General features: G+C 62.0%; 31 protein-coding genes, 1 tRNA gene and 1 riboswitch. Of the genes, 18 read left to right on the top strand and 14 right to left on the bottom strand.

Translation table 11 applies throughout. The annotated features are described in order from the left end of the window. The 8 genes from C1T17_RS16890 to dmeF all read right to left on the bottom strand — a co-directional run bounded on the left by C1T17_RS16890 (position 1) and on the right by dmeF (position 7,876). The gene (locus C1T17_RS16890; RefSeq protein ID WP_189338391.1) at positions 1 to 978 is read right to left on the bottom strand and encodes a DUF4062 domain-containing protein; all 978 of its coding nucleotides are present in this window, start codon (positions 976 to 978) and stop codon (positions 1 to 3) included. Positions 979 to 1,000: 22 nt separating this feature from the next. Next, positions 1,001 to 2,881 carry a phosphomethylpyrimidine synthase ThiC gene (gene thiC / locus C1T17_RS16885; protein WP_104955323.1) on the bottom strand — a complete coding sequence of 627 codons (1,881 nt, stop codon included), beginning with the start codon at positions 2,879 to 2,881 and terminating at the stop codon, positions 1,001 to 1,003. Between the two features lie 41 nt (positions 2,882 to 2,922). Then, positions 2,923 to 3,030: riboswitch (TPP riboswitch) on the bottom strand. Between the two features lie 52 nt (positions 3,031 to 3,082). After that, entirely contained in the window at positions 3,083 to 3,322 is a 240-nt protein-coding gene (locus C1T17_RS16880; RefSeq protein WP_104954430.1) for a hypothetical protein, read from the bottom strand. 215 nt (positions 3,323 to 3,537) lie between these two features. Continuing rightward, a complete protein-coding gene (locus C1T17_RS16875; protein WP_104954429.1) occupies positions 3,538 to 4,389 on the bottom strand; it encodes a MipA/OmpV family protein in 852 nt (283 codons plus the stop codon). A 109-nt stretch (positions 4,390 to 4,498) separates the two neighbouring features. Continuing rightward, positions 4,499 to 4,951, bottom strand: coding sequence for a DUF2141 domain-containing protein (locus C1T17_RS16870; protein ID WP_104954428.1), 453 nt, complete (start codon positions 4,949 to 4,951; stop codon positions 4,499 to 4,501). Next, positions 4,948 to 5,676 carry a sterol desaturase family protein gene (locus C1T17_RS16865; RefSeq protein ID WP_411269197.1) on the bottom strand — a complete coding sequence of 243 codons (729 nt, stop codon included), beginning with the start codon at positions 5,674 to 5,676 and terminating at the stop codon, positions 4,948 to 4,950. The genes C1T17_RS16870 and C1T17_RS16865 overlap by 4 nt, the downstream gene beginning before the upstream one ends. A gap of 56 nt (positions 5,677 to 5,732) precedes the next feature. Continuing rightward, entirely contained in the window at positions 5,733 to 6,752 is a 1,020-nt protein-coding gene (locus C1T17_RS16860; RefSeq protein WP_189338390.1) for a PAS domain S-box protein, read from the bottom strand. Positions 6,753 to 6,913: 161 nt separating this feature from the next. Further along, positions 6,914 to 7,876 (bottom strand): CDF family Co(II)/Ni(II) efflux transporter DmeF, encoded by a 963-nt coding sequence (gene dmeF / locus C1T17_RS16855; RefSeq protein ID WP_104954426.1) that lies wholly within the window; start codon positions 7,874 to 7,876, stop codon positions 6,914 to 6,916. 255 nt (positions 7,877 to 8,131) lie between these two features. Between dmeF and crtY the strand changes: the two genes are divergently transcribed. The 4 genes from crtY (at position 8,132) to C1T17_RS16835 (ending at position 12,322) form a co-directional block, all read left to right on the top strand. Further along, a complete protein-coding gene (gene crtY / locus C1T17_RS16850) occupies positions 8,132 to 9,295 on the top strand; it encodes a lycopene beta-cyclase CrtY (protein WP_104955321.1) in 1,164 nt (387 codons plus the stop codon). A 2-nt stretch (positions 9,296 to 9,297) separates the two neighbouring features. Next, on the top strand, positions 9,298 to 10,782 hold the full coding sequence (locus C1T17_RS16845) for a phytoene desaturase (protein ID WP_104955320.1): 1,485 nt from the start codon (positions 9,298 to 9,300) through the stop codon (positions 10,780 to 10,782). Positions 10,783 to 10,811: 29 nt separating this feature from the next. Further along, complete coding sequence (locus C1T17_RS16840; RefSeq protein ID WP_104954425.1) at positions 10,812 to 11,393, top strand: TIGR00730 family Rossman fold protein; 582 nt, start codon at positions 10,812 to 10,814, stop codon at positions 11,391 to 11,393. Between the two features lie 68 nt (positions 11,394 to 11,461). Further along, positions 11,462 to 12,322, top strand: a complete 861-nt coding sequence (locus tag C1T17_RS16835; RefSeq protein WP_411269246.1) for a phytoene/squalene synthase family protein — start codon at positions 11,462 to 11,464, stop codon at positions 12,320 to 12,322. Here C1T17_RS16835 and C1T17_RS16830 read toward each other — a convergent pair. After that, entirely contained in the window at positions 12,204 to 12,596 is a 393-nt protein-coding gene (locus C1T17_RS16830) for a hypothetical protein (RefSeq protein WP_411269245.1), read from the bottom strand. The two genes, C1T17_RS16835 and C1T17_RS16830, sit on opposite strands and share 119 nt — an antisense overlap. A 563-nt stretch (positions 12,597 to 13,159) precedes the next feature. On the opposite strand from C1T17_RS16830, the gene C1T17_RS16825 reads away from it, so the two are divergent. The 13 genes from C1T17_RS16825 (at position 13,160) to C1T17_RS16770 (ending at position 22,971) form a co-directional block, all read left to right on the top strand. Beyond that, positions 13,160 to 13,846: a glutathione S-transferase family protein gene (locus tag C1T17_RS16825; protein WP_104954423.1), complete on the top strand. Its 687-nt coding sequence runs from the start codon at positions 13,160 to 13,162 to the stop codon at positions 13,844 to 13,846. 74 nt (positions 13,847 to 13,920) lie between these two features. Next, entirely contained in the window at positions 13,921 to 15,369 is a 1,449-nt protein-coding gene (gene leuC, locus C1T17_RS16820; protein WP_104954422.1) for a 3-isopropylmalate dehydratase large subunit, read from the top strand. 27 nt (positions 15,370 to 15,396) lie between these two features. After that, a complete protein-coding gene (locus tag C1T17_RS21935; RefSeq protein WP_262982710.1) occupies positions 15,397 to 15,528 on the top strand; it encodes a hypothetical protein in 132 nt (43 codons plus the stop codon). Continuing rightward, the gene (leuD, locus tag C1T17_RS16815; protein WP_104954421.1) at positions 15,528 to 16,136 is read left to right on the top strand and encodes a 3-isopropylmalate dehydratase small subunit; all 609 of its coding nucleotides are present in this window, start codon (positions 15,528 to 15,530) and stop codon (positions 16,134 to 16,136) included. The genes C1T17_RS21935 and leuD overlap by 1 nt, the downstream gene beginning before the upstream one ends. Before the next feature lie 72 nt (positions 16,137 to 16,208). Then, the gene (locus tag C1T17_RS16810; RefSeq protein ID WP_104954420.1) at positions 16,209 to 16,532 is read left to right on the top strand and encodes a DUF1476 domain-containing protein; all 324 of its coding nucleotides are present in this window, start codon (positions 16,209 to 16,211) and stop codon (positions 16,530 to 16,532) included. Positions 16,533 to 16,542: 10 nt separating this feature from the next. After that, the gene (locus C1T17_RS16805) at positions 16,543 to 16,776 is read left to right on the top strand and encodes a BolA family protein (protein WP_104954419.1); all 234 of its coding nucleotides are present in this window, start codon (positions 16,543 to 16,545) and stop codon (positions 16,774 to 16,776) included. A 36-nt stretch (positions 16,777 to 16,812) separates the two neighbouring features. Next, positions 16,813 to 17,148 (top strand): Grx4 family monothiol glutaredoxin, encoded by a 336-nt coding sequence (grxD, locus tag C1T17_RS16800; RefSeq protein WP_104954418.1) that lies wholly within the window; start codon positions 16,813 to 16,815, stop codon positions 17,146 to 17,148. Positions 17,149 to 17,482: 334 nt separating this feature from the next. Then, entirely contained in the window at positions 17,483 to 17,851 is a 369-nt protein-coding gene (locus C1T17_RS16795; protein WP_104954417.1) for a BlaI/MecI/CopY family transcriptional regulator, read from the top strand. Continuing rightward, positions 17,848 to 19,383 (top strand): M56 family metallopeptidase, encoded by a 1,536-nt coding sequence (locus tag C1T17_RS16790; protein WP_104954416.1) that lies wholly within the window; start codon positions 17,848 to 17,850, stop codon positions 19,381 to 19,383. Before C1T17_RS16795 ends, C1T17_RS16790 begins: the two co-directional genes overlap by 4 nt. Positions 19,384 to 19,447: 64 nt before the next feature. Beyond that, positions 19,448 to 20,329: an MBL fold metallo-hydrolase gene (locus tag C1T17_RS16785; RefSeq protein WP_104954415.1), complete on the top strand. Its 882-nt coding sequence runs from the start codon at positions 19,448 to 19,450 to the stop codon at positions 20,327 to 20,329. Between the two features lie 92 nt (positions 20,330 to 20,421). Continuing rightward, on the top strand, positions 20,422 to 21,417 hold the full coding sequence (gene nadA / locus C1T17_RS16780) for a quinolinate synthase NadA (protein ID WP_104954414.1): 996 nt from the start codon (positions 20,422 to 20,424) through the stop codon (positions 21,415 to 21,417). Further along, on the top strand, positions 21,414 to 22,259 hold the full coding sequence (nadC, locus tag C1T17_RS16775) for a carboxylating nicotinate-nucleotide diphosphorylase (RefSeq protein WP_104954413.1): 846 nt from the start codon (positions 21,414 to 21,416) through the stop codon (positions 22,257 to 22,259). The genes nadA and nadC overlap by 4 nt, the downstream gene beginning before the upstream one ends. Beyond that, the gene (locus C1T17_RS16770) at positions 22,252 to 22,971 is read left to right on the top strand and encodes a ribonuclease T2 family protein (protein WP_104955319.1); all 720 of its coding nucleotides are present in this window, start codon (positions 22,252 to 22,254) and stop codon (positions 22,969 to 22,971) included. The genes nadC and C1T17_RS16770 overlap by 8 nt, the downstream gene beginning before the upstream one ends. Positions 22,972 to 22,990: 19 nt before the next feature. Here the strand turns inward: C1T17_RS16770 and C1T17_RS16765 are convergent, their stop codons facing one another. The 3 genes from C1T17_RS16765 to C1T17_RS16755 form a co-directional block, all read right to left on the bottom strand. Next, positions 22,991 to 23,413 carry a DUF4112 domain-containing protein gene (locus C1T17_RS16765; RefSeq protein ID WP_104955318.1) on the bottom strand — a complete coding sequence of 141 codons (423 nt, stop codon included), beginning with the start codon at positions 23,411 to 23,413 and terminating at the stop codon, positions 22,991 to 22,993. 19 nt (positions 23,414 to 23,432) lie between these two features. Beyond that, positions 23,433 to 24,902: an ABC transporter substrate-binding protein gene (locus C1T17_RS16760; RefSeq protein ID WP_104954412.1), complete on the bottom strand. Its 1,470-nt coding sequence runs from the start codon at positions 24,900 to 24,902 to the stop codon at positions 23,433 to 23,435. A gap of 78 nt (positions 24,903 to 24,980) precedes the next feature. After that, positions 24,981 to 25,910: a DUF808 domain-containing protein gene (locus tag C1T17_RS16755; protein ID WP_104954411.1), complete on the bottom strand. Its 930-nt coding sequence runs from the start codon at positions 25,908 to 25,910 to the stop codon at positions 24,981 to 24,983. Positions 25,911 to 26,053: 143 nt separating this feature from the next. On the opposite strand from C1T17_RS16755, the gene C1T17_RS16750 reads away from it, so the two are divergent. Next, positions 26,054 to 26,356, top strand: a complete 303-nt coding sequence (locus C1T17_RS16750) for a plasmid stabilization protein (protein ID WP_104955317.1) — start codon at positions 26,054 to 26,056, stop codon at positions 26,354 to 26,356. A gap of 9 nt (positions 26,357 to 26,365) precedes the next feature. Here the strand turns inward: C1T17_RS16750 and C1T17_RS16745 are convergent. Both C1T17_RS16745 and C1T17_RS16740 read right to left on the bottom strand, forming a co-directional pair. After that, a tRNA-Leu gene (locus C1T17_RS16745) sits at positions 26,366 to 26,449 on the bottom strand. Between the two features lie 150 nt (positions 26,450 to 26,599). Beyond that, complete coding sequence (locus tag C1T17_RS16740; protein ID WP_104954410.1) at positions 26,600 to 26,881, bottom strand: integration host factor subunit beta; 282 nt, start codon at positions 26,879 to 26,881, stop codon at positions 26,600 to 26,602. Between the last annotated feature and the right edge of the window lie 8 nt (positions 26,882 to 26,889).

Here is a 26,889-nt window from a genome sequence, read left to right as displayed (position 1 = left end):
TTAGAACGGCACGTCATCATCCAAATCGAAAGTTACGGCCTTTTTGGCTTTATGAACTTCGAAAGTTACGAGCTCGTCGGACCATTCCTGTCTGGAGAATGGCTTAAGACGTTGGTTTTCATCGAATAAATCACTACTTAATTTTATTGTTTCCGTGGATCCATTAGACTTATTGCTTCGGAACCAAGTCAGTCCATCATCACCATCGAATAGATCTTCAGTGTAGCCTCTATTTTTAATCCATGCTGAAAACTCCTGCTTATCCTCAAAAATAAATCGATACGGAATATTCATTAATTTTCGGATGCTCGAGAATAGAGGATGGCTAATTAAAATTAGGTCGGCAACAACATCATCGCGGCGATCAGCGTGTGACGAGACTACATCTACCAAAGAGCGAACAGTCTCAAGTGACTGCTTCAGGTCTTGGAAAATGCTTGCTTGAACTCCCAATGATTGCTGAGTTAGAAGTCTCTGAAATAACCCGGCCCACTGTTCTTTGAGAATCTCAATTATATCAAAAGAAGTCTCAAAGGGTTGCACAGGATTGTTATTCTTTAAAGCATAAATTTCTCCTAGAAACTCATAAATCCTAGGGTTGTCCACCGATGCCCACTTTATTTTCGCATCTTTATTGCGTTCAAATGTTCTGTATTCGTGATAAACTTCACGCTCGACAAATATATAAACTTGTTTGTTTTGTTCTAAAGCAACACGCAATTCCATCTGAGAAACAGAGTAATTTGTGTCATCGGACTGGCTGCCATATCGCCCTCCAACGATCGAGATAAGGATGTCGCAAGTCTCGATTTCTTTGTAGCAGTATCTCTCTAACGCTTCGCTACTACCATAAGGCACTGCTCCTCGTTCATGAAGAACAGGGTCAAAGCCGCGCTCACGTATAAAGTGTTCAAGGTCCGCACGGACACTTTTCAAATCAAAATAAGTGCTACTGACAAATATACGTGGTCTAGCCAAGTAAGTCCCCCCTCTTAAATCTTCACTCCGCCGGCAGATAAATCTCCCCGCCCTTTTCCTTAAACACTTCGCTCATCTCGGCCATCCCCGCCTCGGCGTCCGCGCCATCGCCGCTCGCCGCTATAAACGCATCCGCTTCCTGGTTTTGCTTGGCGGCGAAGTCGCGGACTTCCTGGGTGATTTTCATCGAGCAGAATTTGGGGCCGCACATGCTGCAGAAATGGGCGGTTTTTGCGCCTTCTGCGGGCAGGGTTTGGTCGTGATATTGCTCGGCGGTGTCGGGGTCCAGCGACAGGTTGAACTGGTCGCGCCAGCGGAATTCGAAACGCGCGCGGGACAGGGCGTCGTCGCGCATCTTGGATGCGGGGTGGCCCTTGGCGAGATCGGCCGCGTGGGCGGCGAGCTTGTAGGTCACCACGCCGACCTTTACGTCGTCGCGGTCGGGCAGGCCCAGATGCTCCTTGGGCGTGACGTAGCAGAGCATGGCCGTACCGTACCAGCCGATCATCGCCGCGCCGATGCCGCTTGTGATATGGTCATATCCCGGCGCGATATCGGTGGTTAGCGGCCCCAATGTGTAGAACGGGGCTTCGCCGCAGGCCTGCAGCTGCTTGTCCATATTCTCCTTGATCTTGTGCATCGGCACGTGGCCGGGGCCTTCGATCATCACCTGAACGTCCTGTTCCCAGGCGCGCTTGGTGAGTTCGCCGAGCGTGTAGAGCTCGCTGAACTGCGCCTCGTCATTGGCGTCCGCGATGGAGCCGGGGCGCAGACCGTCGCCCAGCGAATAGGCTATGTCGTATGCTTTGCAGATTTCGGTGATGTCGTCGAAATGCTCGTAGAGGAAGCTTTCCTTGTGGTGGGACAGGCACCATTTCGCCATGATCGATCCGCCGCGCGAGACGATGCCGGTGACGCGCTTGGCAGTCATCGGGATGTAGGCGAGGCGCACGCCCGCGTGGATCGTGAAGTAATCGACGCCCTGCTCGGCCTGCTCGATCAGGGTATCGCGGAAGATTTCCCACGTCAGGTCTTCGGCGACGCCGCCGACCTTCTCCAGCGCCTGATAGATGGGGACGGTGCCGATGGGGACGGGCGAGTTGCGGATGATCCATTCGCGCGTGTCGTGAATGTTGCGGCCGGTGGAGAGGTCCATGACGGTGTCCGCGCCCCAGCGGATCGACCAGACCATCTTGTCGACTTCGTTGGCGACGTCGGAGGCGACCGCGCTGTTGCCGATATTGGCGTTGATCTTCACCAGGAAGTTGCGGCCAATGGCCATCGGCTCGGATTCGGGATGGTTGATGTTGTTGGGGATGATCGCGCGGCCACGGGCGACTTCATCGCGGACGAATTCGGGGGTGACGTAATCGGGGATGGACGCGCCCCAATCCTGCCCGTCGCGGATCAGCTTTTCCTTGGCGGCCGCGCGGCCCATATTTTCGCGGACGGCGACATATTCCATCTCGGGCGTGATGATGCCTTTGCGGGCGTAGTGCATCTGGCTGACGTTCATGCCCGCCTTGGCGCGGAGGGGGCGCTGGACGACGTGGGGGAAGGGGGCGACGCCGCCGGAGCGGTCGGGGCCGAGCTGGCCGTTGTCTTCGGGCTTGAGGGCGCGGGCGTCATACTCCTCGACATCGCCGCGGCCGACGATCCAGTCGCGGCGGAGTTGGGTGAGGCCCGCGCGGATGTCGATCAGCGCCTTGGGATCGCTATACGCGCCGGAGGTGTCGTAGACGCGGAGTGGCGGTTCGCCGCAGCCGGGCTCCAGGTGGATTTCGCGCATGGCGACGCGGATTTCCCCGGCCTGCACGCTGGGCGCGACGACGTGGATCTTCTTGCTGCCACGAATGGGGCCGGTGGTGACGCCGATTTCGGTTTTTGCGGGGATATCAGCCATCGTCATGCTCTCCTGTTGGCGGGGGAGAGGGGGTTCCATGACCGGAAACGCCGTGCCCTCCCTACGCCAGTGTCAACTGGATCAGGTTCAGCGGGTCGCACGGATTTGCACCGCACCTCTCAGCCTTGATGGCTCCCCGGGGAATGGCGCGACGATAATGGGCATCGGCACTCAGGTCCAGCACGAAAGGCGTGTAGGAGGTTAGTCCGCCTTTCTGGGAGGCTTGGTATCGAAACCAGGAAAGGAAAAAGGAGGTGCGGACGACAGGCCACTTTTCGAATTCATCGCATTTTGCGCCGCGAATGTCATAGCGGCCAGCCGCCCCCGGTAGAAGGCGATGAGTTCCTCATGGATATCTCTGACACGTTCGTTCTCAGCGGCATCCGCCATTTTCCGGCAGTGCGCGATTCTAGCCTGATAGAAAGCCGCAAGATCGCTCATGCCCCGCCCCCTCAAACCCAGACGACTCGAGTCGTTCTAGTGTGGTAACGGTATCATGCTAAGGGAGTTACAATAAGGACTATCAGGTATTATTAAGGCAACGCGCTGATAAGGATACACGCTTTTTGTTGTCCGGTTACTGACTGCGATCCGGCGGCAGATTCAAGCGAGAATGAGGGCCACGCTCGGCGTGCCCCGCACTCCCGCTCAACAGCTTAGAAGGTGTATCCTATCCCCACTGCGGCAACCCACTGATCGCTATCGCCCGCAATGCTGACAACGGGGGAGCGTTTATAGTCGCCCAGCATTTTCGTGTAGGCGCCAAGCGCGAATACAGTCCAACCCCGGCGCAGGTCGCCCGACAGCGAATAACCCGTGCCGAGGTTGAATGTCAGATTCTTGAAGCCCGAATCCTGCCCTGCGCGGCTATAGGCCGGAAGGAGGCCGCCAGTGCTGGCGCTGGCAGCAGGCGTGATGTCGAAATAATAACGGCCATAGCCCTTGCCGACATATTCCGCCGATACGCCGGTGGTGACGAACGCCTTCGTGGACAGCGGCGTAAAATATTGCAGCGTCGGCGTGATAACATAGCTGTCATGCGCGTCCGCCACGTCCTTGCCATAGGCAACGGTGAAGTTCAGCGTGTCATAAGCGCTGGTGATGACGCCAGTCTTGCCGATGCCCGCAAAGCCGCCGAGTTCGATGGCGGTGTCCAGTTCGCCCAGCGCCTTGACGCGACGATCCTTGATCCGGCCGGTGCGGTCCAGATTGACGCTGGCATAGGGGCCAAGCTGAAAGTCCCAGCCATTGGGATTGGTGTTCGGAATGGCGTCGACATAAAGTGCGGTGCCGCGTGACCAGAAGGCGAAATCATGTACCTTGCCGTTCACCGCCGCTGCGGGGGTGACGACATAATCGTCCGAGCCTTCATAGCTTGGCACCATGGCCGCGCCTACGCCGATGGTCAGGCGGCTGTGATCGGCATCAGCATCCTGGGCGAAAGCAGTGGTGGCGGAGGTGGCGAGAAGCGTGGCGGCGACGACAGCCGAAAAGCGCGAAACGGTCATTGAGTGGGAATTCCCTGCTTGGTGTATGGCTCCTGAAATGTTTCGCAGGGGTTACGGTTCCTGCGGTTCCATGCCGCAGTGCAGAAAACGTCAGACCGTTGCCGTAAAGCTACAGAAAATATTTCATCTTCAAATCCTGCTCGACGGGCGCGCCCGCAACCGAAAAGCGTGCCGAGTTGAAGGTCGGTGCGCCGAAACGGATGGGAGGATTGCGGCTGAACGCCACTCCCTCGCGCGGAATACCGGCGAAGGTGTCGAGCTTATGATTGCCGTTCTCGTCATGAATCAGCGCAATGGCGTATGTGCCGGGCGGCAGATCAGTAATCGTCATGCCCTTCGCCTGTGTCTGCGCTGCATTGACGGTATAGTGGCGGCGATCCGGATCGCCGGTGCAATCGGGGAAATGGTCGGGCAGGCGCGTGACGCAGATGATGAGGTTGCCCTTTGCCGAGCGCAGGGCGCTGACATCGACCGAAAGGGTCTGCACAAGGTCGACAGGCGCGGCTGCGCTGGCGGCGGTCCAGAGCGCCGCCAGCGCAGCGATTTTCCGGATGTTTTTCATGTGTTTGCGAACTTCCCCAAGCCCCTGTCGGTGCCACATAGCCGGTCCCAAATCCGGAAATACAGCCCGTAGTTGCAATTATACTGGTCGTGATGCCGCTGATGATGCGTGGCGGTGATGAGCCAGTCGCCCGCCGGTCCGCGAACCAGCCAGCGCGGGAACATCTCCCATCCCATATGATTGCTGACGCCCATTATGGTCATGATCGTTAGCACCGCGCCCAATGCCGCAACATGAATGGGAATGAGAAAAACGAGGGCCGGAATGACGATCGCGCCGGTCAGGGCTTCCCAGGGGTGAAAGCTCATCGCCGCCCATGCGGTAGGCGGGCGGCTGGCATGATGGACGGCGTGCGCGACGCGGAACAGGTTCGGGCGGTGCATCCAGCGGTGCGTCCAGTAGAACCATGTGTCGTGCGCAAAGAGGTAGGCGAGGATCGAGAGGGGCACGTACCAGAGCGGGAAGGCTTGTACGTCGGTATAGATTCGAGTCCAGCCATGCGCCTGCCATCCCCAGGCGACGATGCCTGCGGGGAAGCCGTAGATCAGCGCGGATGCCAGCGACCAGCCGATCTCCCGCCTGATTTGCAGGTCCAGCCCCGCATACAGCCCCCGGTGCCGCGCGCGGGTGGCAAGTGCGAAACCGCCGCTCGCCAGCAGATAGCGAAGCGCGACGATGGCGCTCATCGCGAGAGCGGATAGCAGGATGGGGACGGCGATCGACATTGCGGTGCAGTATAAAGCAACCGGCGTGATGCGTCACGCGGGGAGTGCGACGTGCGCTATCGCATCATTGCGGCGGCGCGGTCAGTCGCTTCGCGGGTATCGATGGCCAGTTTCTTCACTTCGCTCGCAACGATGGCGAAGCCGCGGCCTACTTCGCCCGCACGCGCTGCTTCGATGGCTGCATTGAGCGCCAGCATGTTCGTTTGCTGCGCGATCTGGCCGATCGAGCCGACGATTTCGGAAATCTGCGCGATCTTTCGTTCGAGATCTGCGCGGCGGTCCTCCAGCGCCTGTTGAAGGCGGATACCTTCCTCCAGCCGATCGTGGACCTGGCCCTCCAGCATTACCTGATGGCTGACATCGCTGGCGATCTTCAATATCTTCCAGGGCAGGCCGTCGGCATTCAGGATCGGGTTGTAAGTCGCCTGAATCCAGACGCTGTTCCCGTTGCGGTCGCGACGGCAATAGCGGCCCGCATTGAAACTGCCGCTGCCAAGCCGCTTCCAGAAATCGCGATATTCCAGCGACTGGGCAAAGGCGGGGTCACACAACACCCGATGATGGCGGCCCACCAACTCTGCGGCGCTGTAGCCGAAAATGCGGAGGAAATTGTCGTTTACGGACAGGATATTTCCTTGAAGGTCGAATTCGATCACCGCTTGCGATCGGTCGATTGCGGTAAGTTTGCCCGTGGCTTCGGCAGTCCGGGCCTTGGCTTCCGTGATGTCCGTGGCAAGTTTGACGACCTTCACCGGCTTCCCGTTGGGACCGAGAACCGGGTTGTATGTCGCCTGCAGCCAGACTTCCCGTCCGTCGCGCGCCAGCCTTTTATATTCGCCGGAGTCGAATTTGTTGGACGCGAGCTTTGCCCAGAACTCGGCATATACCGATGACGCGACATGCGTCGGCTCGCAGAGGATGCGGTGATGCCGTCCGACGAGTTCGGACATGCTGTAGCCCATCAGCGAAAGGAAAGTGCCGTTAGCCCAAAGGATATTGCCGTCGATATCGAACTCGATGATCGCATGTGACAGGCCGATAGCCTCCCACGCGCTCGCCATACTGTCGCTGTCCATGCCAGCCATCCGCTTGCCCACATCTCATCCTGTAGCTCCCGGCCGATCGATACGGTGATGCGTCGATATCTTCGCCGGGTGTTAGGCCACGAAGTAGACCAAATTCGGTTAACAAAGCGGAAACCCTGTTAAACGGTTTGCCGCAAAAATGGCCTGTGTTCTCAGGCGAGGCACTCCACCGTCACATGCTCCATGCCCGGTAGCGCAAGGGTTTTCGTGCGGATGGCAGTGCTGTCGGCGGTACTGGCGAGACTGATGATCGCGGCATGGGCATGGGGACCGATGCGCCAGACGTGGAGGTCGGCAATGGTCGCGCCCTGCGCCTCAACGAGGGTGCGAATGCGGGCCGTGAGTTGCGGCTCCGCGGTGTCGAGCAGGATCGCGGCGGTGTCACGCATCAGGCCCCATGCCCAGCGCGCGATGACGATGGCGCCCATGATGCCGATCACCGGATCGAGCCACACCCAGCCGAGATAGCGGCCCGCAAGTAAAGCGGCAATGGCGAGGACGGAAGTCAGTGCGTCGGCAAGGACGTGGATATAGGCCGCGCGCAGGTTGTTGTCGCGATGGTTGCCGGTCTGGACGTGGTGGTCGTGGTCGTGGTCGTGGTCGTGATCGGGGGTGTCGCCATGCGCGTGCCCGTTCCCGTGGCTATGCCCGTGATGGCTGTGATCTTCGGCCAGCATGAAGGCGCTCAGGATGTTGATGGCAAGGCCGAAGCAGGCGATCAGCGTCGCTTCGCCGAAGTTGACGTGGATCGGTTCAAACAGCCGCAACCCCGATTCGACCGCGATCCCGATCGAAACGAGCGCGAGGAACAGGGCGGAGGCGAACCCGGCGAGGTCTCCGACCTTTCCGGTGCCGAAGGTAAAGCGCGGATTGCGGGCGTGGATGCGGGCATAGCGATAGGCGAGTGCCGCGACGCCGAGCGCGCCTGCGTGCGTGGCCATGTGGAAGCCATCGGCCAGTAGCGCCATCGATCCGGTGACGTACCCGGCCGCGATCTCCACCACCATCGTGACGGCGGTCAACCAGACGACCCACAGCGTCTTCTTCGCGTTCCTGTCGTGACCCGACGCGAGGTAGATGTGGTCGAAATAATGTTCGTCTTCGGTGTCGGCCATGAGGATGGTCGTAACGTGCGGGGCGAGGGGGTCAATTGCGCGACATTGCAATTCCCAAGATCCGTTCGCCCTGAGCTTGTCGAAGGGTTCCACTGAACGCAGTGAAGTGCCTTCGTCTTCGCTCAGGCTGGCTTCGACAGGCTCAGGGCGAACGGGAGGGGGGACGGCGCATTGCGCGGGAAGTGGTAGAGCAGGAAAGGGGAGCGCAGTCGTTGCTCCCTTTCCCCGCCCGCACTCTGCGGCTAGGGCAGGATGATGCCTTCCCCGTCCAACAGCCTGTCTTGCGACCTTGCCATTGTCGGCGGGGGACTGGCGGGCGGGTTGATAGCGCTCGCGGTGCTGAAGGCGCATCCCGACGCGCGCCTCCTGCTGGTGGAGCGCGAGGCGAGCATGGGCGGCAATCATGTCTGGTCGTTCTTCGACGGGGACGTGAGGCAAGCGGATCGCTGGCTGGTCGATCCGGTGGTCGCGTATCGCTGGGAAGGCGGGCACGATGTGCGCTTCCCCAGTTTCAACCGTACACTTCATACTCCGTATAACAGCATCACCTCAGCGAAGTTCGACGCACATTTGCGCGATGTGCTGGGCGACCGGGTCGTGCAGGGGGAGGCTGTCGCGTTGTCGCCGGGCGCAGTGAAACTTGCGGATGGGCGGGAGATTGCGGCTGCGTCAGTGATTGATGCTCGGGGCGGGGGCGACCTGTCGGTACTGCAATGTGGGTGGCAGAAGTTCGTGGGACAGACTTTGCGCCTGTCCGCGCCGCACGGTCTCGCGCGTCCCGTCATCATGGATGCGAGCGTCGAGCAGATTGACGGCTATCGCTTCGTTTATCTGCTGCCGGTGAGCGCAGATGAAATATTTGTCGAGGATACCTATTACAGCAATGGCTCGGATTTGCCGGTCGACGCGATCCGGTCGCGCATTGCGGACTATGCAAAGACGCAGGGCTGGCGCGTCGAACAGGTCGTGCATGAGGAGACCGGCGTGCTGCCGGTGGTGCATGGCGGCGCGTTCGATGCGTTCTGGCCAAACACCGATCCCGTCGCGCGGGCAGGGGTGCGCGGCGGGCTGTTTCATCCGATGACGGGATACTCGCTGCCCGATGCCGTAGCGTTCGCGCTGCACATCGCGGACAAGTGGCCGCTCGACGGGGCGAGCCTCGCCATCGAAAACCGCCGCTGGGCGAACGCGCATTGGGCGAGCGGCGGCTATTACCGGATGCTGGGGAAGATGCTGTTCCGCGCGGCCGAACCTGCGGCCCGCTACCGGATATTCGAGCGATTCTACCGGCTCTCGCCCGCGCTGATCCAACGCTTCTATGCGGGCCGATCGACGGCGTGTGACAAGGCGCGCATCTTGTGCGGGCGTCCGCCGGTCCCCATAAGCAGTGCTCTCAAGACACTGCTGACCCGAGGATGATGATGAACAAGAAAGCTATCGTCGTCGGCGCCGGATTCGGCGGCCTTGCGCTCGCCATCCGATTGCAGTCGGCGGGGATCGAGACGGTGCTGGTGGAAGGGCGCGATCGTCCGGGCGGGCGGGCCTATTATTGGGAGAAGGACGGATTTACGTTCGACGCCGGGCCGACGGTCATTACCGATCCGAATTGCCTACAGGAATTGTGGCGGCTGTCGGGGCACGACATGGCGCAGGACGTGACGCTGATGCCGGTGTCGCCCTTTTATCGGCTGAACTGGCCCGACGGGACCAACTTCGATTATTCGAATGACGAAGTGTCGCTGCGCAAGGAAATCGCCAAGCTCGATCCGGAAGACATTGCCGGATACGAGCGGTTCCTCGATTACAGCGCGGGCGTGTTCAAGGAAGGCTATGAAAAGCTGGGATCGGTCGCGTTCCTGGATTTCGCGTCGATGATAAAGGCCGCGCCGGCGCTGGCGAAATATCAGGCTTGGCGGTCGGTCTATTCGATGGTGTCGAGTTTCGTGAAGAGCGAGAAACTGCGCGAGGCTTTGTCGTTCCACACGTTGCTGGTCGGTGGCAATCCGATGAACACCAGCGCGATCTATGCGCTGATCCACAAGCTGGAGAAGGACGGCGGAGTCTGGTTCGCGAAGGGCGGCACCAATCGGCTGGTCGCGGGCATGGTGACGCATTTCGAGCGGCTGGGCGGCACGATGCGGCTGGGCGATCCGGTGGTCGAGATCGAGACGGTCGGCGATCGCGCGACGGCGGTCCGCACGGCGAGCGGCTGGCGCGGCGAGGCGGACGCGGTGGCAAGCAATGCCGACCTGATGCACAGCTACCGCAGTTTGCTGAGCAATCATCCGCGCGGGGCAAAGCAGGCGGAGAAGTTGACGCGCAAGAAGTGGTCGCCGTCGCTGTTCGTGGTGCATTTCGGGATCAAGGGGACGTGGCCGGGCATCCCGCACCACATGATCCTGTTCGGCCCGCGTTACGAGGGGCTGCTGACCGATATCTATCAGCATGGCGTGCTGTCGCAGGACTTCTCGCTGTACCTCCATCATCCGACCGTCACCGATCCGTCGATGGCGCCGGAGGGCTGCTCCAGCTTCTATGCGCTCTCGCCTGTGCCCCACATGGGCAAGCTGCCGATCGACTGGGAGCAGATGGGGCCGGTTTATGCGGATCGCATCTTGGGCGAGATCGAGAAGCGGCTGATCCCGGATATTCGCAGCCGGATCGTCACGCAGTTCCATTATGCACCGGACGATTTCGGGCGCGATCTCAATGCGCATATGGGTAGCGCGTTCAGCCTGGAGCCCTTATTGACGCAGAGCGCGTGGTTCCGGGCGCATAATCGCGACGATGTGATTCCGAACCTGTATCTGGTGGGTGCGGGTACGCATCCGGGTGCGGGAATTCCGGGCGTGGTAGGGAGCGCCAAAGCGACGGCGGCGCTGATGCTGGATGATTTGCGAATCTAACCGCAATACGCATATGGGGGCGCATGACCATGAAACGCCTTGCTGTCTATTGCGGCTCTGCCACGCCTGCCGATCCTGTATATATCGAGACTGCGCGCGAAGTGGGTCGTACTTTGGCGGCGCGGGGGATCGGCGTCGTGTACGGCGGCGGGCGGCTGGGCCTTATGGGCGCGGTGGCGGACGCAGCGCTGGAGGCTGGCGGCGAAGTGATCGGCGTGATCCCTGAGGCACTGGTCGGGGCGGAGGTCGCACATCGCGGCTGCACCGAATTGCGCGTCGTCGCGAATATGCACGAGCGCAAGGCGCTGTTCACGCAATTGTCTGATGGCTTCGTGACAATCCCCGGTGGCGTCGGCACAATGGACGAATTGTGGGAAGCAGTAAGCTGGGCGCAATTGGGCTATCATGAAAAGCCGGTGGGGTTGCTGAATGCGGCGGGCTTTTACGACCATCTGATTGCGTTCAATCGGCATATGATAGAAGTGGGCTTCATCCGCCCCGCCCATGCCGGGATCATAGTGCATGGCGATACGATCGAAGGGCTGCTGGATGCAATGGCCGCCTATCAACCGCATGAGACGATATTCCGCATGAAGGCGAAGGATTTGTGAGCGTCGACAGGGCGGCGCTGGTCGCCCATGCCGCTGCCAGCATAGCGCGAGGGTCGAAGTCGTTTGCGATGGCCTCAAAGCTGTTCGCGCCGCTGACGCGCGAGCGAGCGTGGCTGCTTTATGCGTGGTGCCGCGAGTGCGACGATTTGGCCGATGGGCAGGACCATGGCGGCACTATGGCGACGGTCGAGGATGCGCAGAAACGGCTGGCGACGATCCGGCGGCTGACAGCCAAGGCTTTGCGCGGGGAAACGACAGGCGACCCGGCGTTCGACGGGCTGGGCGTGGTCGCGGCGGAGTGCCGGATACCGCATTGCTTCGCGCATGACTTGATTGAGGGGTTCGCGCTGGACGCGGCGGACTGGCGGCCGCAGACGCAGGACGACTTGCTGCAATATTGCTATCACGTCGCGGGTGCCGTGGGGCTGATGATGGCGGTCGTCATGGGCGTCGATCCCCAGGATGAGGCGACGCTGGATCGCGCGTGCGACCTGGGGCTGGCGTTTCAACTGGCGAATATCGCGCGCGACGTGGCGGAGGATGCGGAGGCGGGGCGCTGTTATCTGCCGCGCGACTGGCTGGCGGAGCAGGGGATCGCGCCTGATGCGCTAATGGCGAAGCCGGAAGGTCTGGCCGTGCTGCAACAACGACTGGCGCAGATGGCGGCGGGGTATGAGGCGAGCGCGCGGCATGGGACCGGCTCGCTCGATTACCGCAGTGCGTGGGCGGTGCTGTCTGCCGCAGGAATCTATGGCGACATCGCCCGCGAAGTCGTGGCGCGCGGATCGCGGGCACTGAAGGACCGGGTGATTACGACGAAGGCGGCCAAGATCGGCTGGGTCGCCAAATCGGCCACGCAGGCGCGGGGCCGCGCGGCGAAATGGCCGCGCGATGTACCCCGTCAGGGCCTCTGGACGCGGCCGCGCTAACTGGCCTTGGTGACAAGCTCCGGCGTCTGCTGATGCTGGACGACGCGCATTCTTCATGAGAGAGACGCCGCATCGTCGTGGTGCAATGCGTTTTGTAGGGCGCCGCGCCTTCACGGCTGGCGCTGGCGTGATAGGCGATGACGATCAGCCCTTCCTGCGGGCGCATCACCTGCTGCTGGTCGAACGCCACTTCGGACCAGCGCGGCGTGTGGGATACGGCTTCGATGGCCTGTGCGCCGGTCAGTACGAAGGGTTTCTCCGGCAGCACCATCACGCACTCGTCGTCGATCAGTTCATGATAATGTTCGGCGTCACCCACCCACAGGCTCTTTTCGAAATCCCAAATGCGTTGATCTTCCACGGCAAATCTCCTCTGTTCCCGAATAGAAGCCACGCGGCCCACTATCGTTCCAAGAGCAATTCCATGGTGGGGCAGGCTGCCCTAGCGGGGCGGCGTCCGCAGCATTGAACTCTTCGCTATCAACTCGGCGCTTTGCGCGCGTAGCCATCGCGATCGGGCGAGCAACTCCTTCAAGTTCGCCCTGAGATGAAGAAATTGTTCCTGTTCGGCCGCGACGCGGTCGATTCCGTTTTTCGGCATGAGGATCCCCCCTCAGCGAGCGGGGCACGAGACACCCCAGCCGCCGGGAGCCCGATCGTCGTGCCGGCGGTAAGAGGATGATAAGCCTGCCCAAGGAAAGATGATACAAAATAGTGTTAGATTCAGCGCTTAAGTATTTCTACGCACACGTCATAAGCATGGCTTGTGAATGGTTGCGCAATTTTATTTGGTAGCAACCCGGCTTCTCGCTAACCGGCGCGGGAAGGGGACGTCACATGACTTACACGCTGATTACCGCCAACCGTAATTACTCGAGCTGGTCACTGCGGCCCTGGCTGCTGATGAAGGCGCTGGATATTCCTTTTACCGATCGAGTCGAGCCGTTCACGACGGACAGCAATTATGAGGCGTTCCGGGCCTTTTCGCCGACGGGAACGGTGCCATGCCTTATCGATGGCGACCGGACGGTGTGGGACTCGCTCGGCATCGCACTGTATCTGGCGGATCGGCATGAGGGTGTCTGGCCTGCGGACGAGGCCGCGCGCGCATGGGCCCAATCGGCGGTGAGCGAGATGCACAGCGGCTTTTCGGCGCTACGTAATGATTGCACGATGAATGTGGGCGTCCGGGTTTCGCCCAAGCCGATGTCGGCGGCGCTCAGGAAGGATGTCGCCCGGATTGCGGAGCTATGGGCGGAAGGGGTGTCGCGTTTTGGCGGGCCGTGGCTCGGTGGATCGGCCTTTTCTATAGCGGACGCGTTCTTTGCGCCTGTGGCGTTCCGCGTTCGGACCTATGGGCTGGATGTCGGAACGGTCGGGCAGGCTTGGGCAGATCACGTCATCGCGCATCCGGCCATGCAGCAATGGGAAGCCGAAGCGCTGGCGGAAAGCTGGCGCGAGGCGGGACATGAGGCAGAGCTTGCAGCCTGCGGGACGATCACGGCCGATTATCGAACAGGGTGATCTGCCCTGACATTTTGTTTCGCTTAAACGGCCTCGCTCTTTAACAATCGCAAAGATAGCGTTAAGGGGCGGCCATGACACAGCCTGAAACTTCCGCTCGCACTTTATACGACAAGATCTGGGACGCGCATGTCGTCGAGCGTCAGGATGACGGCACCTGCCTCATCTATATCGATCGGCACCTCGTCCATGAAGTGACTAGCCCGCAGGCCTTTGAGGCACTGCGGCTTGCCGGGCGCAAGGTGCGCCGCCCCGATCTGACGCTGGCCGTGCCCGATCACAATTTGCCGACCACGGCGCGTGTCGATGCGGCGGGGAAGCGCATCCCTATCGCCGACGTGGAGAGTGCGCAGCAGCTTGCGGCGCTGGAGCGCAATGCGCCGGAATTCGGCATCCGCTACATCGGCGCGACCGATCCCGAACAGGGCATCGTGCATGTCATTGGGCCGGAGCAGGGCTTTACGCTGCCCGGCATGACGTTGGTATGCGGGGACAGCCACACGGCGGCGCATGGCGCGCTGGGGGCGCTGGCGTTCGGGATCGGCACCAGCGAAGTCGAGCATGTGCTGGCGACGCAGACGCTGTTGCTGAAAAAGTCGAAGTCGATGGAAGTGCGCGTCGAGGGGACGCTGGGCCATGGCGTGACGCCGAAGGACGTGATCCTGGCGATCATCGGCAAGATCGGTACGGCGGGCGGGACGGGCTATGTGATCGAATATCGCGGCTCCACGTTCGACGCGATGAGTGTCGAGGGGCGGCTGACTGTCTCCAACATGTCGATCGAGGGCGGCGCGCGCGCGGGGCTGTTCGCGCCGGACGAGGCGACCTTCGCCTATATCGAGGGCCGCCCGATGGCGCCGAAGGGTGCGGACTGGGATGCCGCCGTCGCCTATTGGCGGACGCTGCGCACGGACGAAGGCGCGACGTTCGATAAGAGCGTGTACCTCGATGCAGCGGAGATCGTTCCTAATGTGACCTGGGGCACCAGCCCGGAAGACGTGGTGCCGATTACCGGAACCGTGCCCGATCCCGACAGCTTCGAGGATGCGTCCAAGCGTGCGGCGGCGCGTGCGGCGCTGGATTATATGGGCCTCACCAGCGGACAGCGGATGCAGGACGTGAGCGTGCAACATATCTTCATCGGGAGCTGCACCAATAGCCGGATCGAGGATCTGCGCGCTGCGGCGGCGGTGCTGGACGGACGGCATATCGCGAGCGGCATCAAGCAGGCGCTGGTGGTTCCGGGATCGGGCCTGGTCAAGCGGCAGGCCGAGGCTGAAGGGCTGGACCGGATTTTCCTCGCGGCGGGCTTCGAATGGCGGGAGCCGGGATGCTCGGCATGCCTCGGCATGAACCCGGACAAGGTGCCTGCGGGCGAAAGCTGCGCATCGACCTCCAACCGCAACTTCATGGGGCGGCAGGGTCCGGGCGCGCGCACGCATCTGGTTTCGCCGGCTATGGCGGCGGCGGCGGCAGTCACAGGACGGTTGACGGATGTGCGCGAACTGACCACAAGCCATTGATGGTTAACGCAAGTTAGGGGCGGATCAGTGAAAAAGGCATTTTGGCTGCTGGCGCTTGGCGCGTTGGCCAGCGCCGTGATGGCGGCCAGCATCGGTCGGGCGGAAGAGACTGCTTCGGAAAGCCGCACGCTTAAAGAACCGGTGAAGGACGGTCGCTGATGAAGCCAGTCAACACAGTCGACGGACGCGCCTATCCGTTCGGTGTAAAGAATGTCGACACCGACATGATTATCGCGGCCAAGTGGCTGAAGACGATAAGCCGCGCGGGTCTTGGCAAGGGCGCTTTCGAGGCGTTGCGCTCCGATCGGGACAATGTGTTCGATGATCCAGCCTATGTGGGAAGCCCGATCCTGATCGCGGGCGACAATTTCGGATGCGGGTCCAGCCGCGAACATGCCGCCTGGGCATTGAACGACATGGGCGTGAAGGCTGTGATCGCGCCCAGCTTCTCCGATATCTTTTCCAGCAACGCATTCAAGAACGGCATATTGACGGTGGTACTGCCGCAGGAATCGATCGACCGGCTGATGGAAGTCGCCAAGACCGATCCAATCCACATCGATCTGGAGCATCAGACGGTTACCACGCCGTTTCAGGACCGGCTGCATTTCGAAATCGATCCGTTCCGCAAGCACTGCCTGATGGGCGGCCTTGACGAAGTGGGGCTGACGATGGCGCGAGGCGATGCGATCGCATCCTACGAAGCACGCCGGACAGGTGCGGAGCCTTGGATCGTTCCAGGGGGGATCGTTCCGGTCGCGGCTTAGGTCGTTGCCTAAATCCCCAACGCGCCCTATCTGGAGGATGTACCTGTCCTTTGCCAGTGAGGCTCTTCGTCCATGACGACCTTCGACGACCGCGAACGCGCTTTTGAAAATATGTTCGCGCACGATCAGGAAATGCTCTTTCGCATTATTGCCCGACGCAATCGCCTGCTCGGAGAATGGGCAGCAGCGAAGATGGGCCTGACGCCAGAAGAGACGGACGCCTATGCCAAGGCGACGGTACAGGCGGAGTTCGAGGAAGCGGGCGACGAGGACGTGATCCGCAAGCTGGTCGGCGATCTGACCTCGGCAGGGGTCGATACGGACGAGCCGACGGTGCGCGCCGCCATGGAAGAACAGGCCGTCATCGCCCGCCGCCAGCTTATCGAAGTGAAATAGGACCAGCCCGATGCCCATGGCCGCAGACGACATCTCCGCGATGATCCGCAGCGCGATTCCCGATGCGCAGGTCGAGATTACCGATCTGGCCGGGGATGGCGACCATTATTCCGCGCGGGTCGTGTCCGAAAGCTTTCGGGGTGTCAGCCGTGTGAAGCAGCATCAGGCCGTCTATGCGGCGCTGGGCGGGAAGATGGGCGGCGTGCTCCACGCCTTGCAACTGACGACCGCCGTCCCCAATTAGCTGCCACATTCGCTGACATATATGGAACCCCGAGTTATGACTGAAGCCACCCAAGAGCGCCTTGCGGGCATCGTGAAGAGCAACGACGTGGTGCTGTTCATGAAGGGCACGCCGCTGTTCCCGCAATGCGGCTTTTCCAGCCGCGCGATTGCCATCCTCGAACATCTGGGCGTCGATTACGACAGCGTCGACGTGCTTCAGGACCAGGAAGTGCGGCAGGGCATCAAGGAATTTTCCGACTGGCCGACCATTCCGCAGCTTTATGTGAAGGGCGAATTCGTCGGCGGCAGCGACATCATGATGGAGATGTTCGAGGCAGGTGAATTGCAGCAGTTGATGGACGAGCAGGGCGTCGCCAAAGCCGCAAGCTAGACCGCACCTTTCTTCGACTACGATCGTGGGTCGTGGCGCGAGGGCGCTGCGGCCCTTTGTCGTTTGTATGACGGATATATCGGGGGATGCGAGGGCGGAGACCAATCCGCACGCATCCCCCATGTCAGGGAAGACACATATGCTTTCAGTATCGCACAGCCTGTGCCAGTCGAGTGCTTAGGTAGTTTTCAGCGGCTTTCGATGGTTAACAGTCTGATGGTAAACGGCTATATTGTAAAGCCATCCGACATTCATCTTGCGTTCAGCCGATCGTTTACATATGTAGTCGTAACGACGACGTTTGTGGTCGCAGAGTCGGTGAAAGGGTGGCTGCATGACCGAGAAGATCAGCGACGCAGAACATGCCGTTATGGAAGCGCTGTGGGAAACCGCGCCGCTGACTGCCGCCGATGTTGCGGATCGTGTGCGTGACGCGCGCGGATGGAGCATCCAGACCGTCAAGACTTTGCTCTCCCGCCTGCTCGCCAAGGACATCGTAGCGGCTGAACAGGATGGCCGCCGGTTTCTCTATCGCCCGCTGGTCGAGCGCGATGATTATGTCACTGGAGAATCGCGGCGGTTAGTGGATCGCCTGTTCGGCGGTCGCGCCGCGCCGCTGGTCGCGCACCTGGCCGAGCAGGATCAACTTTCATCGCAGGATATCGCCGAGCTTGAAGCGCTGCTGAAGGCGCTGAAATCATGAGCGGCCCCGATTTCACGCGCTGGCTGGTGGAGGCATTGCTGGCCTCCGCCCTGCTGATCGCGCTGGTGATGCTGCTGCGTCGCCCGGTCGCGCAATATCTCGGCGCGCGGGCGGCCTATGCGCTTTGGGCGCTGCCGGTGTTGCGCTTGCTACTGCCCCCGCTGCCCAGCGCCGCCAGTCCGGTCGCGATGCTGCCCTTGGACAGTCACCTAGTTTCCATCAGCCATGTCCGCGAAGCCGTCCAGGTGCCTGCCGCACAATTTCCGTGGGTCGAGGCAGGGCTGGTAATCTGGATGAGTGGCGCGGTGCTGTTCCTGCTGGTGCAGGCCATTGCCTATGCGCGCTTCCGGCGACTGATCCTGTCCGACGGCGCCGAGATCGGCCGGGACGGGAATGTCGCCGTGCTGGAAAGTGTCCATGTGACCGGGCCGCTGGCATTCGGCATTCTGCATCGGCGGGTAGTGGTGCCGATCGACTTCGCAGATCGCTATTCGCGGGAGGAGCAAGCGCTGGCGCTGGCGCATGAACTGACGCACCACCGTCGCGGCGACCTCATCGCCAACTTAGCGGCCCTGATGCTGCTGACGCTGCATTGGTGCAATCCAATCGCGTGGATCGCCTACCGCGCATTTCGCGCCGATCAGGAGCTTGCCTGCGATGCGCAGGTGCTCGCCCGGCATGGCGCGGATCAGGCGCAGACCTATGGGCGCGCTATTCTGAAGGCGGCAACTGCGACGCCACTTTCGGCGGGGAACCGCTTCAACATATGTCATCTCAACAGTGTCGATACCCTGAAGGGGAGGTTGAAAATGCTTTCTAATCACACAGCGTCCTTGCATCACATTAGCTGGAGCATGGCCGCGATAGCCGTCGTGACCGTTGCCGGACTGGCGCTCACCGCTTCGGGTAGCGGAGCGGCGCGCGAAATGGCGAGCGTGTCCAGTCGCCTCAGTGAGGCAAAGCTGACGAAGCTTGCCGCGTTCATGCCGGAGGAGGTGCGCGATGTTGCGGCTCCTGTGACGCCAGAGACCCCTGAGACTCCGACGACCCCCACGACTCCGGTGGTGGCCGTAACGCCGACGGCGCCCACCGCACCGTCGGCGCCATTCGAGCCTGCTGCGCCGCTGCCTCCTCCCGCGCCAGCCGCGCCGCGTGCTCCTGTCGTGAACGACCATTATCACGCTGTCCCTTCGCGAGCGGAAATCGCGAGGATGGTGCCGGACATCCGCGTGGACACCAACTGCGCGGGCCAGCCGGGAAGCTCCCACGAATATGTGGACGCCAGCGGCAAGCGGCATGTGCGGATCGCCGTCTGCACTGCCGCGATTCGGCGTCAGGCGATGGCGGACGCGCGGGCCGGGATGGCAGAAGCGCAGCTTGCGGCAGCGGAAGCGCGCAGGGAGGCTGCGCAGGACCGGGCACAGGCGCAGGCAGAAGCCAGAGCGGAAATGGCGGAGGCGCGCGCTGAGTTGGTGCGTGCCCGCGCGGAAATGCGGCGCGAGATGGCGCGCGCGCAGGCGGAGGTCGACTGAAGCAGCGTTGCGCGTCGAACACGAGAGTCCTTGAATTAGGCGCGCGAAGTGGCACATGGGAGCCATGGATGCTCCCTTCGATTTGACCACCTTGCCCACCGGTGTCGCCATGTCGCTCTCGCCGTTGGTGGCGCGGGTGCTGGCCCCCAATCCCTCGCCCTTCACCTACACCGGCACGCAAAGCTACATCGTGGGGCGGGAGGAAGTGGCGGTGATCGATCCCGGCCCCGCCGAGCCCGATCACATCGCGGCGTTACAGTCGGCGATAGCGGGGCGGCCCGTAACGGCGATCCTGTGCACCCACACGCATCGCGATCATAGCCCTGCCGCCAAGGTGCTAGCGCAGGCAACTGGCGCGCCGATCATCGGCTGCGCACCGCTGACGCTGGACGATGATGGGCCGCGTGCCGATGCGGCGTTCGATCCGGACTATGCCCCCGATCATGTGCTGGCCGATGGCGACACGGTGAGAGGCAAAGACTGGACGCTGGAGGCAGTGGCGACGCCAGGGCATACGTCCAACCACCTATGCTTCGCGCTAGTGGAGGAGCAGGCGCTGTTTACCGGCGATCACATCATGGGCTGGTCGACTACGGTCGTGTCGCCGCCCGATGGCGATATGGCGGCATATATGCAGTCGATGCAGCGGCTGATCGATCGCGAGGACGTGATCTATTATCCCGCGCATGGTGATCCGGTCGACAAGCCACAGCGGCTCGCCCGGTCGATGATGGGGCACCGCAGGCACCGCGAGGGGCAGATCATCCGCTTCCTCCAAGCGGGCGGCGCTTCGGCGATCCCCGACATGGTGAGCGAGATGTACAAAGGTGTCGATCCGCGGCTCTATTCGGCGGCCGGGCGATCGGTGTTGGCGCATCTGCTCGACTTGCAGGCGCGGGGACTTGCGCGTGAGCAGGACGGGCAGTGGGAAGCTATTGCCGCGTGATCGAACAGCCACGCGCGGTTTTACTATGCGGGCGTGTTGATCCCTAATAAAGCGGGCCGCGAAGCACGTGGCCAAATGGAAAGACCAAGCACATGGATGCCAGAGGTGGAATTGGCGGGAGCCTGAAGGGGCTGGACCTTCGCGCGGAGATCGACCGGCTGCGCAAGGAGCGCAACGCGGTGATCCTGGGCCATTATTACCAGAAGCCGGAAATTCAGGATTTGTCCGATTTCGTTGGCGATTCGCTGGAATTGTCGCGCAAGGCGGCGGAGACGGACGCCGAGGTCATCGCGTTCTGCGGTGTGCGCTTTATGGCGGAGACGGCCAAGATTCTCTCGCCGGAGAAGATCGTGATCCTGCCGGACATGGACGCAGGCTGTTCACTGGAGGACAGTTGCCCGCCTGCGCAGTTCAAGGCGTTTCGTGAGGCGCATCCCGATCACATCGCCTTAAGCTACATTAATTGCTCGGCCGAAGTGAAGGCACTGTCCGACATCATCGTCACTAGCAGCTCCGCCGAGAAAATCCTGAGCCAGATCCCCAAGGAGCAGAAGATCATCTTCGGCCCGGACAAGCATCTTGGCGGCTATCTGGCGCGCAAGCTGAGGCGTGAGATGTTGCTGTGGCCGGGTGTGTGCATCGTGCATGAGGCGTTCAGCGAAACTGAGTTGCTGAAGTTGCAGGCGCAATATCCCGGCGCGCCGATTGCCGCGCATCCCGAATGTCCGCCGGCGATCGTCGACCATGCCGATTATATCGGGTCGACCAGCGGCATATTGGAGTTCGCCAAGTCGATGCCGGGCGATACGCTGATCGTCGCGACCGAGCCGCACATCATTCACCAGATGGAGCGTGCGGTGCCGGAGAAGACCTTCATCGGTGCGCCCGGTGCTGACGGCAACTGCAACTGCAACATCTGCCCCTACATGGCGCTCAATACGATGGAGAAGCTGTACGTCGCACTGCGCGATTTGCAGCCGCGGATCGAGATGGACGAGACGCTGCGCTTGCAGGCGCGCAAGTCGCTCGACCGGATGCTGGAAATGGCGAGCGGCACCGTGGGGCAGGGGGATCTAGGCGCGCGATGACATTCGTTCTGGCGGGCTTCGATCTGGATGCGTTCGTGGCGTCCACACTGGCGGAGGATTTGGGCGAGGGCGGTGACATCACGTCCGCTGCCGTGATCCCGGCCGATGCGATGTTCTCCGGCGTGATGGATAGTCGCGATGCCGTGACGGTCGCGGGCTTGCCCGTAGCGGCGGCGTTCTTCCGCGCGCTTGATCCTGATGTGGAGATCGAGATGCTGGTCGAGGACGGGCAGCAGGTGGCGGCGGGCACCGACCTGATGCGGCTGAAGGGCAAGGCGCGGGCGATGCTGACGGCGGAGCGATCGGCGCTGAATACGGTGCAGCATTTGACGGGCATCGCGACCATGACGAGCACCTATGTCGACGCGATCATGGGGACAGGCGCGACGTTGCTCGATACGCGCAAGACCGTTCCGGGGCTTCGGCGGCTGGAGAAATATGCGACGCGGATGGGTGGCGCGACCAATCACCGCATGGGGCTGTGGGACGCGGCGATGATAAAGGACAACCACGTTGCGGTGGCCGGATCGGTGGGCGAAGCCGCGCGGCGGGCGGTGGCGGCGGGCATTGCCAACATCATCGTGGAAGTCGACCGCGTCGACCAGATCGAACCTGCGCTGGAGGCAGGCGCGACGCATTTGCTGCTCGACAATATGGACCCGGCTACGCTGCGAGGCGCAGTGACGCTCGTCGGCGGACGGGTGCCCACCGAAGCGTCGGGCGGCGTGCGGCTGGACACGATCAATGCCATCGCCAAGACGGGCGTGACCTATGTGAGCGTCGGGCGGCTGACCCAATCTGCGCCTGCCGCGGATGTCGGACTGGATTTCGCGCATGTATAAGACACTGTTGACCGCCGCGCTGATGCTGACTCCCGGCGTTGCGCTGGCGCAGGCGGAACAGTGCAGCATTCCGCGTGACATTCCCCGCCCGCACCCCGATCTTCCGTCCGAGAGCCAGCCAAAGCGCGTGCTGCCGATTGGCGGCTACACGCTGGCGATCACGTGGTCGCCGCAATATTGCAGCGGGAAGACCGTGACGCGTGACGCATTCCAGTGTGCGAACCCTACGGCGCGATTCGGCTTCACGCTGCATGGCCTGTGGCCCGATGGCGAAGGTAAGGACTGGCCGCAATATTGCCGCGCGACGTCGATCCTGCCGCGTGCGACAATTGCGCAGAACCTGTGCGTCACGCCGTCGGCGCAGTTGATCCAGCATGAATGGGCGAAGCACGGCACGTGTATGCGGTCCAACGGGCAGCCGATCAGCCCGCGCAGCTATTTCGAAAAATCGCAGACGATGTACGGCAAGCTGCAATTTCCCGACATGGCGGCGCTTGCGCAGCGGGGCACGATGACGGCTGGCGCGTTTGCCACTGCCTTCGCGCAAGCCAATCGGGGTCTGCGCGCCGATATGATGCGCGTCACGGCGACGCGCGATGGCTGGCTGGACGAAGTGTGGCTGTGTCTGGACAAGAGGCTTCGCTATGCCCGGTGCCCGGCGCATCAGGGCGGATTGAAGCCCGCCGAGACCCTGCGTATCCGCGCTCGATAACTGACGAAAGCGGCGGGCGCTACTGCGTGATCGTCACCGTGCTCGGGTGATGCTTGTCCAAATGCCTTCGGATCAGCTTCAGGTTCTTGGTATTGGACTTGTAGAAAAAGTCGAACACGTCGCCCACCAGAGGCACAGCGCCCAGCACCGTGTCGAAGCCGACATTCGCTGCCATGCGCGTCAATTGCCACTTCGACATGCCAAGGTTGCGCGCCTCCCACACCATCCAGGCGCCCATTGCCGCTGTCGCGATGTCGCCGACGACCGGGATGAAGCCTACAATGCTGTCCAGCCCTACGCGGCGATTTGTGCCGGGGAGAACGAACATGCCCTCCAGCATCTTCTCCATCGCCTCGATCCGGCGGCGCACCGACGCGGGATCGCTACCAAAGCCGGGTAGATCGCGCGCGATGCGATCGAACTGGTCCTGCGAAATCGCCAAAGCCTTCACTCCTTTCACTCTAATTGGTGGTGCGGAACAACTGGTTCAATGGGTGACGTGCGCGGGCAGAGGGAGCAAAGCCCGTCAGCCTGCGCGCAACCAGCGACCAGCGGACCGGCGCACCCAGCGCGATATAGCCATTATGCGCCACCGTAAGTTGCTCCGCTTCGGCAAGGCGCGCCTGCATGTCAGCAGTGGTCGTCGCCAGGCCCGCTTCCTGCAAGCGCTCCTGCGACACGGGGTCGCAATGCACTTTCCGTGCGCAACCGACGCGGCCGAGATACCATAATGCGCTGTCATAGGCGGCGACTTCATCGACCAGGCGCAGGTCGGCGTCGGCATTCAGATCGACTTGCCGGCTGGGCACGCCTATGCGGCTGAGATCGGCGGCGATCAGCGTGTACAGCAATTTCGATCCCGATCCCTTGGGCAGGGCGATCCGAAGTACCGGCACCGCACCATTGGCGCTGCTCCACTGCGCGATGGCATTGCGCGCGGCGGCGCGGCGGTCGTCGATTGTCGCATCGGCCCATGCCGGTGGTATCGGAGCGCGCGGCAGATCGAGTTGCTGCGTCAGGAGGCGGTCAGTCGCGGCCCATCCGCCGAGCGCGAAGGCCGCGGGAAGCTGATCGCGATCGATCGCCATGTTGATCGCGCTGCGCACGCCGTCGTCATTGAGGAACGGATCGCTGGCGACGACTGCCAGCCCGAACAGCCCTTGCGCGGGATCGATACGCACTACGCGATTGTCAAGGTCTGCCAGCTTCAGCAGGGGCAAATCGCTGTAGCGCCCGCCGAGCACGAGAGCGGCAAGACCCGCGCGGAACCGCACGATCGCCATCGACGCACGCTCGGCGCGAACTACGCGATTCTCCCAGGGGGGGATCGGCGTGTCCTCGCTGCCATCGTCCTCCACGATGGGCCGCAGGAACCAAGCCTCCGGCCGCTTCTCCTTGCGATAGGGTCCGGTGCCGCCATCGCGCCGGGTGATGGCCATCTGCGGCTGGGCCAGCATCTGCAACAGATAGGGACGCGGCGTGGACAGGCGGATTTCCAGAACTTCGCCCGTCATCGCCGTGACATCCTCAATCGCCGCCAGGTCGCCGGTGATGTCCAGCGCCAGATTGGCGGCAATGCGGTTCTTCAGGAGGAAGGCGACGTCGTCTGCCTTGATCGGCGCGCCATTGGGCCAACGAATGCGGCGCAGGCGGAAGATATAGCTGCGCCCGTCATCCTGCACGATCCAGCGCTGCGCCAGCGCAGGAAGCACGTCGCCCTGCGCATCGAAGGCCACCAGCCCTTGCGCCGTCGACTCAAGGATGAGCTTGGACGCGGGGCTGAGAACGTCGCGGAGCGGCTGGGCGAGTTGCTGGGGCGTACCGATGACGCTGACGACGACCGGTCCCTGCTGCTTTTCCGAACATGCCGTCAGGCCCGCCATCGCCGCCGCAGCGAGCGCGGCACCCATGGAGAGGAACAGGCGGGGCATAAGCGAATTGGCTCCAGAAGGGCGATTGCCGGTAGGACGGTCTATCCTCTGCCGCGGCCTGCGCCAAGCCGCGTCGCCCTAATGTTTGAACTTATGCAGTACCGCGACGATGATGCCGCCGACGATCAGTCCCGCTATGCCGGAACCCAGTGCCGTAACCGCCCATTCGGTGACGGCGTGCAGCGGCCCGGTGGCTTCCCCAGCCGCGACGGCGACATGATGCAGCGTCTCAGGAATGGTGTGGAGGCCGAAGCTCTCTAGGCCATGAACAAGGATGCCGCCGCCGACCCACAGCATCGCCGCCGTGCCGATAACCGAGAGTGCGCGCATCAGCACCGGCATGGTGTTGACCAGCAGCCTGCCGACGGTTTGCGATGCGGCGGACGGCTTTGTCGCCATGTGCAGGCCGATGTCGTCCATCTTCACGATCAGCGCGACGACGCCATAGACGCCCGCCGTGATGAACAGCGACACTGCCGCAAGGACAATCGCCTGCTCCCACAAGGGCACGTCCGCAACCGTCGCCAACGCGATCGCCATAATTTCGCCCGACAGGATGAAATCGGTGCGGATCGCGCCGGAGACCTGACGATCCTCCAGAGCCTTGGGATCGGTCTCCTCCGCAATTTCTTCAATCGGATGCTCGGAACCGCCATGCATCGCCTCGAACAGCTTCTCCGACGCTTCGAAGCAGAGATATGCGCCGCCCACCATCAGCAGCGGCGTCAGCGCCCATGGCGCCAGCGCGCTGATCGCCAAGGCGGCAGGAAGGAGAAACAGCAGCTTGTTGCGCAAGGAACCAAGCGCGATCTTCCATATGATCGGCAGCTCCCGGTCGGGTGTCAGGCCCACGACATAGCGGGGCGTCACGGCGGCATCGTCTATGACGACGCCCGCCGCCTTTGCCCCCGCCTTACCGGCAGCGGCGGTAACATCGTCCAGCGACGAAGCGGCGAGTTTCGCTATGCCCGCCACATCGTCGAGCAGCGCGATCAATCCCGATGGCATGATGTGTTGGGTTCCCGTTGGTGAGCCTGAATTGCCGATGCCCGGACTGTGCCTGCAATGCAAGGCCGTCCTGCCGTGGAAACCGGACCGCTCTCCCGCGTTGAATGGAGGCGAGCGGCACGCGAACGGCGAAAGGATGCATCATGCCCCAAGGCGACAAGAGCAGCTATACCGACAAACAGAAGCGAAAGGCCGCGCATATCGAGGAAGGCTATGAGGATCGCGGCGTGCCCAAAGACGAAGCCGAACGCCGGGCATGGGCCACCGTCAACAAGGAGTCGGGCGGCGGCAACAAGTCAGGTTCCGGACGTGGAAAGCCCGACACACACGTCTCCTCAAAGCGCGGCGGCAATCGCGGCGGCGTTGCTTCGGCCAAGCGATCTGCATCGGACCGGTCGGCAGCAGCCAAAAAGGGATGGGAGACGAGGCGGCGCAAACAGGCCTGACGCCGATGCTGGTGCGGACGGCGGGACTCGAACCCGCACTTCATAGAAAGCAGATTTTAAGTCTGCCGCGTCTACCGGTTTCGCCACGTCCGCACGCGCGATGATAACCGTCGCGCTGCAACGGTTGCGCTCGTGCCTTATCGGCAATTCAACGGATTGAAAACGCCAACTACCGCTCGATCTGCAGAAAAATAATGCGCCGCAAACCAGAACCTGCTCCCCAGGCGTGTTCTGCTTGGCGCGTTATTTTGTGTTGAGGCGCTCGCGCATTTCCTTGCCAGGCTTGAAGTAAGGTACGCGCTTGGCGGTCACAGGGACCGTTTCTCCTGTCCGTGGATTACGACCGGTGCGCGCATCTCGCTCTCGCGTCGTGAAGGCGCCAAAGCCGCGCAATTCGACGCGTCCGCCAGCGGCGAGGCGCTCGGTGATCTCGCGGAAGAACAGATCTACGATCCGCTCAACCTCCTGCAGCGTAAGTTCCTGGTTTTCGTCAGCGAGCTTCTGAATCAATTCCGAACGGATCATCCCGTATC

Origin of the sequence: Sphingobium sp. SCG-1 (genome assembly GCF_002953135.1) — a bacterium.
Taxonomy (GTDB): Bacteria; Pseudomonadota; Alphaproteobacteria; order Sphingomonadales; family Sphingomonadaceae; genus Sphingobium.
Note: the sequence above shows the minus strand (reverse complement) of the source record. Positions and strands in the feature narration are given on the sequence as shown.

Coding starts and splice junctions, on each gene's coding strand:
- C1T17_RS16805 (WP_104954419.1), top strand. CDS start 16,543: ATGCCCATGGCCGCAGACGACATCTCCGCGATGATCCGCAGCGCGATT.
- C1T17_RS16810 (WP_104954420.1), top strand. CDS start 16,209: ATGACGACCTTCGACGACCGCGAACGCGCTTTTGAAAATATGTTCGCG.
- C1T17_RS16875 (WP_104954429.1), bottom strand. CDS start 4,389: ATGACCGTTTCGCGCTTTTCGGCTGTCGTCGCCGCCACGCTTCTCGCC.
- dmeF (WP_104954426.1), bottom strand. CDS start 7,876: ATGGCCGACACCGAAGACGAACATTATTTCGACCACATCTACCTCGCG.
- C1T17_RS16870 (WP_104954428.1), bottom strand. CDS start 4,951: ATGAAAAACATCCGGAAAATCGCTGCGCTGGCGGCGCTCTGGACCGCC.
- grxD (WP_104954418.1), top strand. CDS start 16,813: ATGACTGAAGCCACCCAAGAGCGCCTTGCGGGCATCGTGAAGAGCAAC.
- C1T17_RS16760 (WP_104954412.1), bottom strand. CDS start 24,902: ATGCCCCGCCTGTTCCTCTCCATGGGTGCCGCGCTCGCTGCGGCGGCG.
- C1T17_RS16865 (WP_411269197.1), bottom strand. CDS start 5,676: ATGTCGATCGCCGTCCCCATCCTGCTATCCGCTCTCGCGATGAGCGCC.
- C1T17_RS16845 (WP_104955320.1), top strand. CDS start 9,298: ATGAACAAGAAAGCTATCGTCGTCGGCGCCGGATTCGGCGGCCTTGCG.
- crtY (WP_104955321.1), top strand. CDS start 8,132: ATGCCTTCCCCGTCCAACAGCCTGTCTTGCGACCTTGCCATTGTCGGC.
- leuC (WP_104954422.1), top strand. CDS start 13,921: ATGACACAGCCTGAAACTTCCGCTCGCACTTTATACGACAAGATCTGG.
- C1T17_RS16740 (WP_104954410.1), bottom strand. CDS start 26,881: ATGATCCGTTCGGAATTGATTCAGAAGCTCGCTGACGAAAACCAGGAA.
- C1T17_RS16790 (WP_104954416.1), top strand. CDS start 17,848: ATGAGCGGCCCCGATTTCACGCGCTGGCTGGTGGAGGCATTGCTGGCC.
- nadA (WP_104954414.1), top strand. CDS start 20,422: ATGGATGCCAGAGGTGGAATTGGCGGGAGCCTGAAGGGGCTGGACCTT.
- C1T17_RS16785 (WP_104954415.1), top strand. CDS start 19,448: ATGGATGCTCCCTTCGATTTGACCACCTTGCCCACCGGTGTCGCCATG.
- C1T17_RS16795 (WP_104954417.1), top strand. CDS start 17,483: ATGACCGAGAAGATCAGCGACGCAGAACATGCCGTTATGGAAGCGCTG.
- C1T17_RS16825 (WP_104954423.1), top strand. CDS start 13,160: ATGACTTACACGCTGATTACCGCCAACCGTAATTACTCGAGCTGGTCA.
- C1T17_RS16750 (WP_104955317.1), top strand. CDS start 26,054: ATGCCCCAAGGCGACAAGAGCAGCTATACCGACAAACAGAAGCGAAAG.
- C1T17_RS16755 (WP_104954411.1), bottom strand. CDS start 25,910: ATGCCATCGGGATTGATCGCGCTGCTCGACGATGTGGCGGGCATAGCG.
- leuD (WP_104954421.1), top strand. CDS start 15,528: ATGAAGCCAGTCAACACAGTCGACGGACGCGCCTATCCGTTCGGTGTA.
- thiC (WP_104955323.1), bottom strand. CDS start 2,881: ATGGCTGATATCCCCGCAAAAACCGAAATCGGCGTCACCACCGGCCCC.
- nadC (WP_104954413.1), top strand. CDS start 21,414: ATGACATTCGTTCTGGCGGGCTTCGATCTGGATGCGTTCGTGGCGTCC.
- C1T17_RS16840 (WP_104954425.1), top strand. CDS start 10,812: ATGAAACGCCTTGCTGTCTATTGCGGCTCTGCCACGCCTGCCGATCCT.
- C1T17_RS16880 (WP_104954430.1), bottom strand. CDS start 3,322: ATGAGCGATCTTGCGGCTTTCTATCAGGCTAGAATCGCGCACTGCCGG.
- C1T17_RS16835 (WP_411269246.1), top strand. CDS start 11,462: ATGGCCTCAAAGCTGTTCGCGCCGCTGACGCGCGAGCGAGCGTGGCTG.
- C1T17_RS16770 (WP_104955319.1), top strand. CDS start 22,252: ATGTATAAGACACTGTTGACCGCCGCGCTGATGCTGACTCCCGGCGTT.
- C1T17_RS16860 (WP_189338390.1), bottom strand. CDS start 6,752: ATGGACAGCGACAGTATGGCGAGCGCGTGGGAGGCTATCGGCCTGTCA.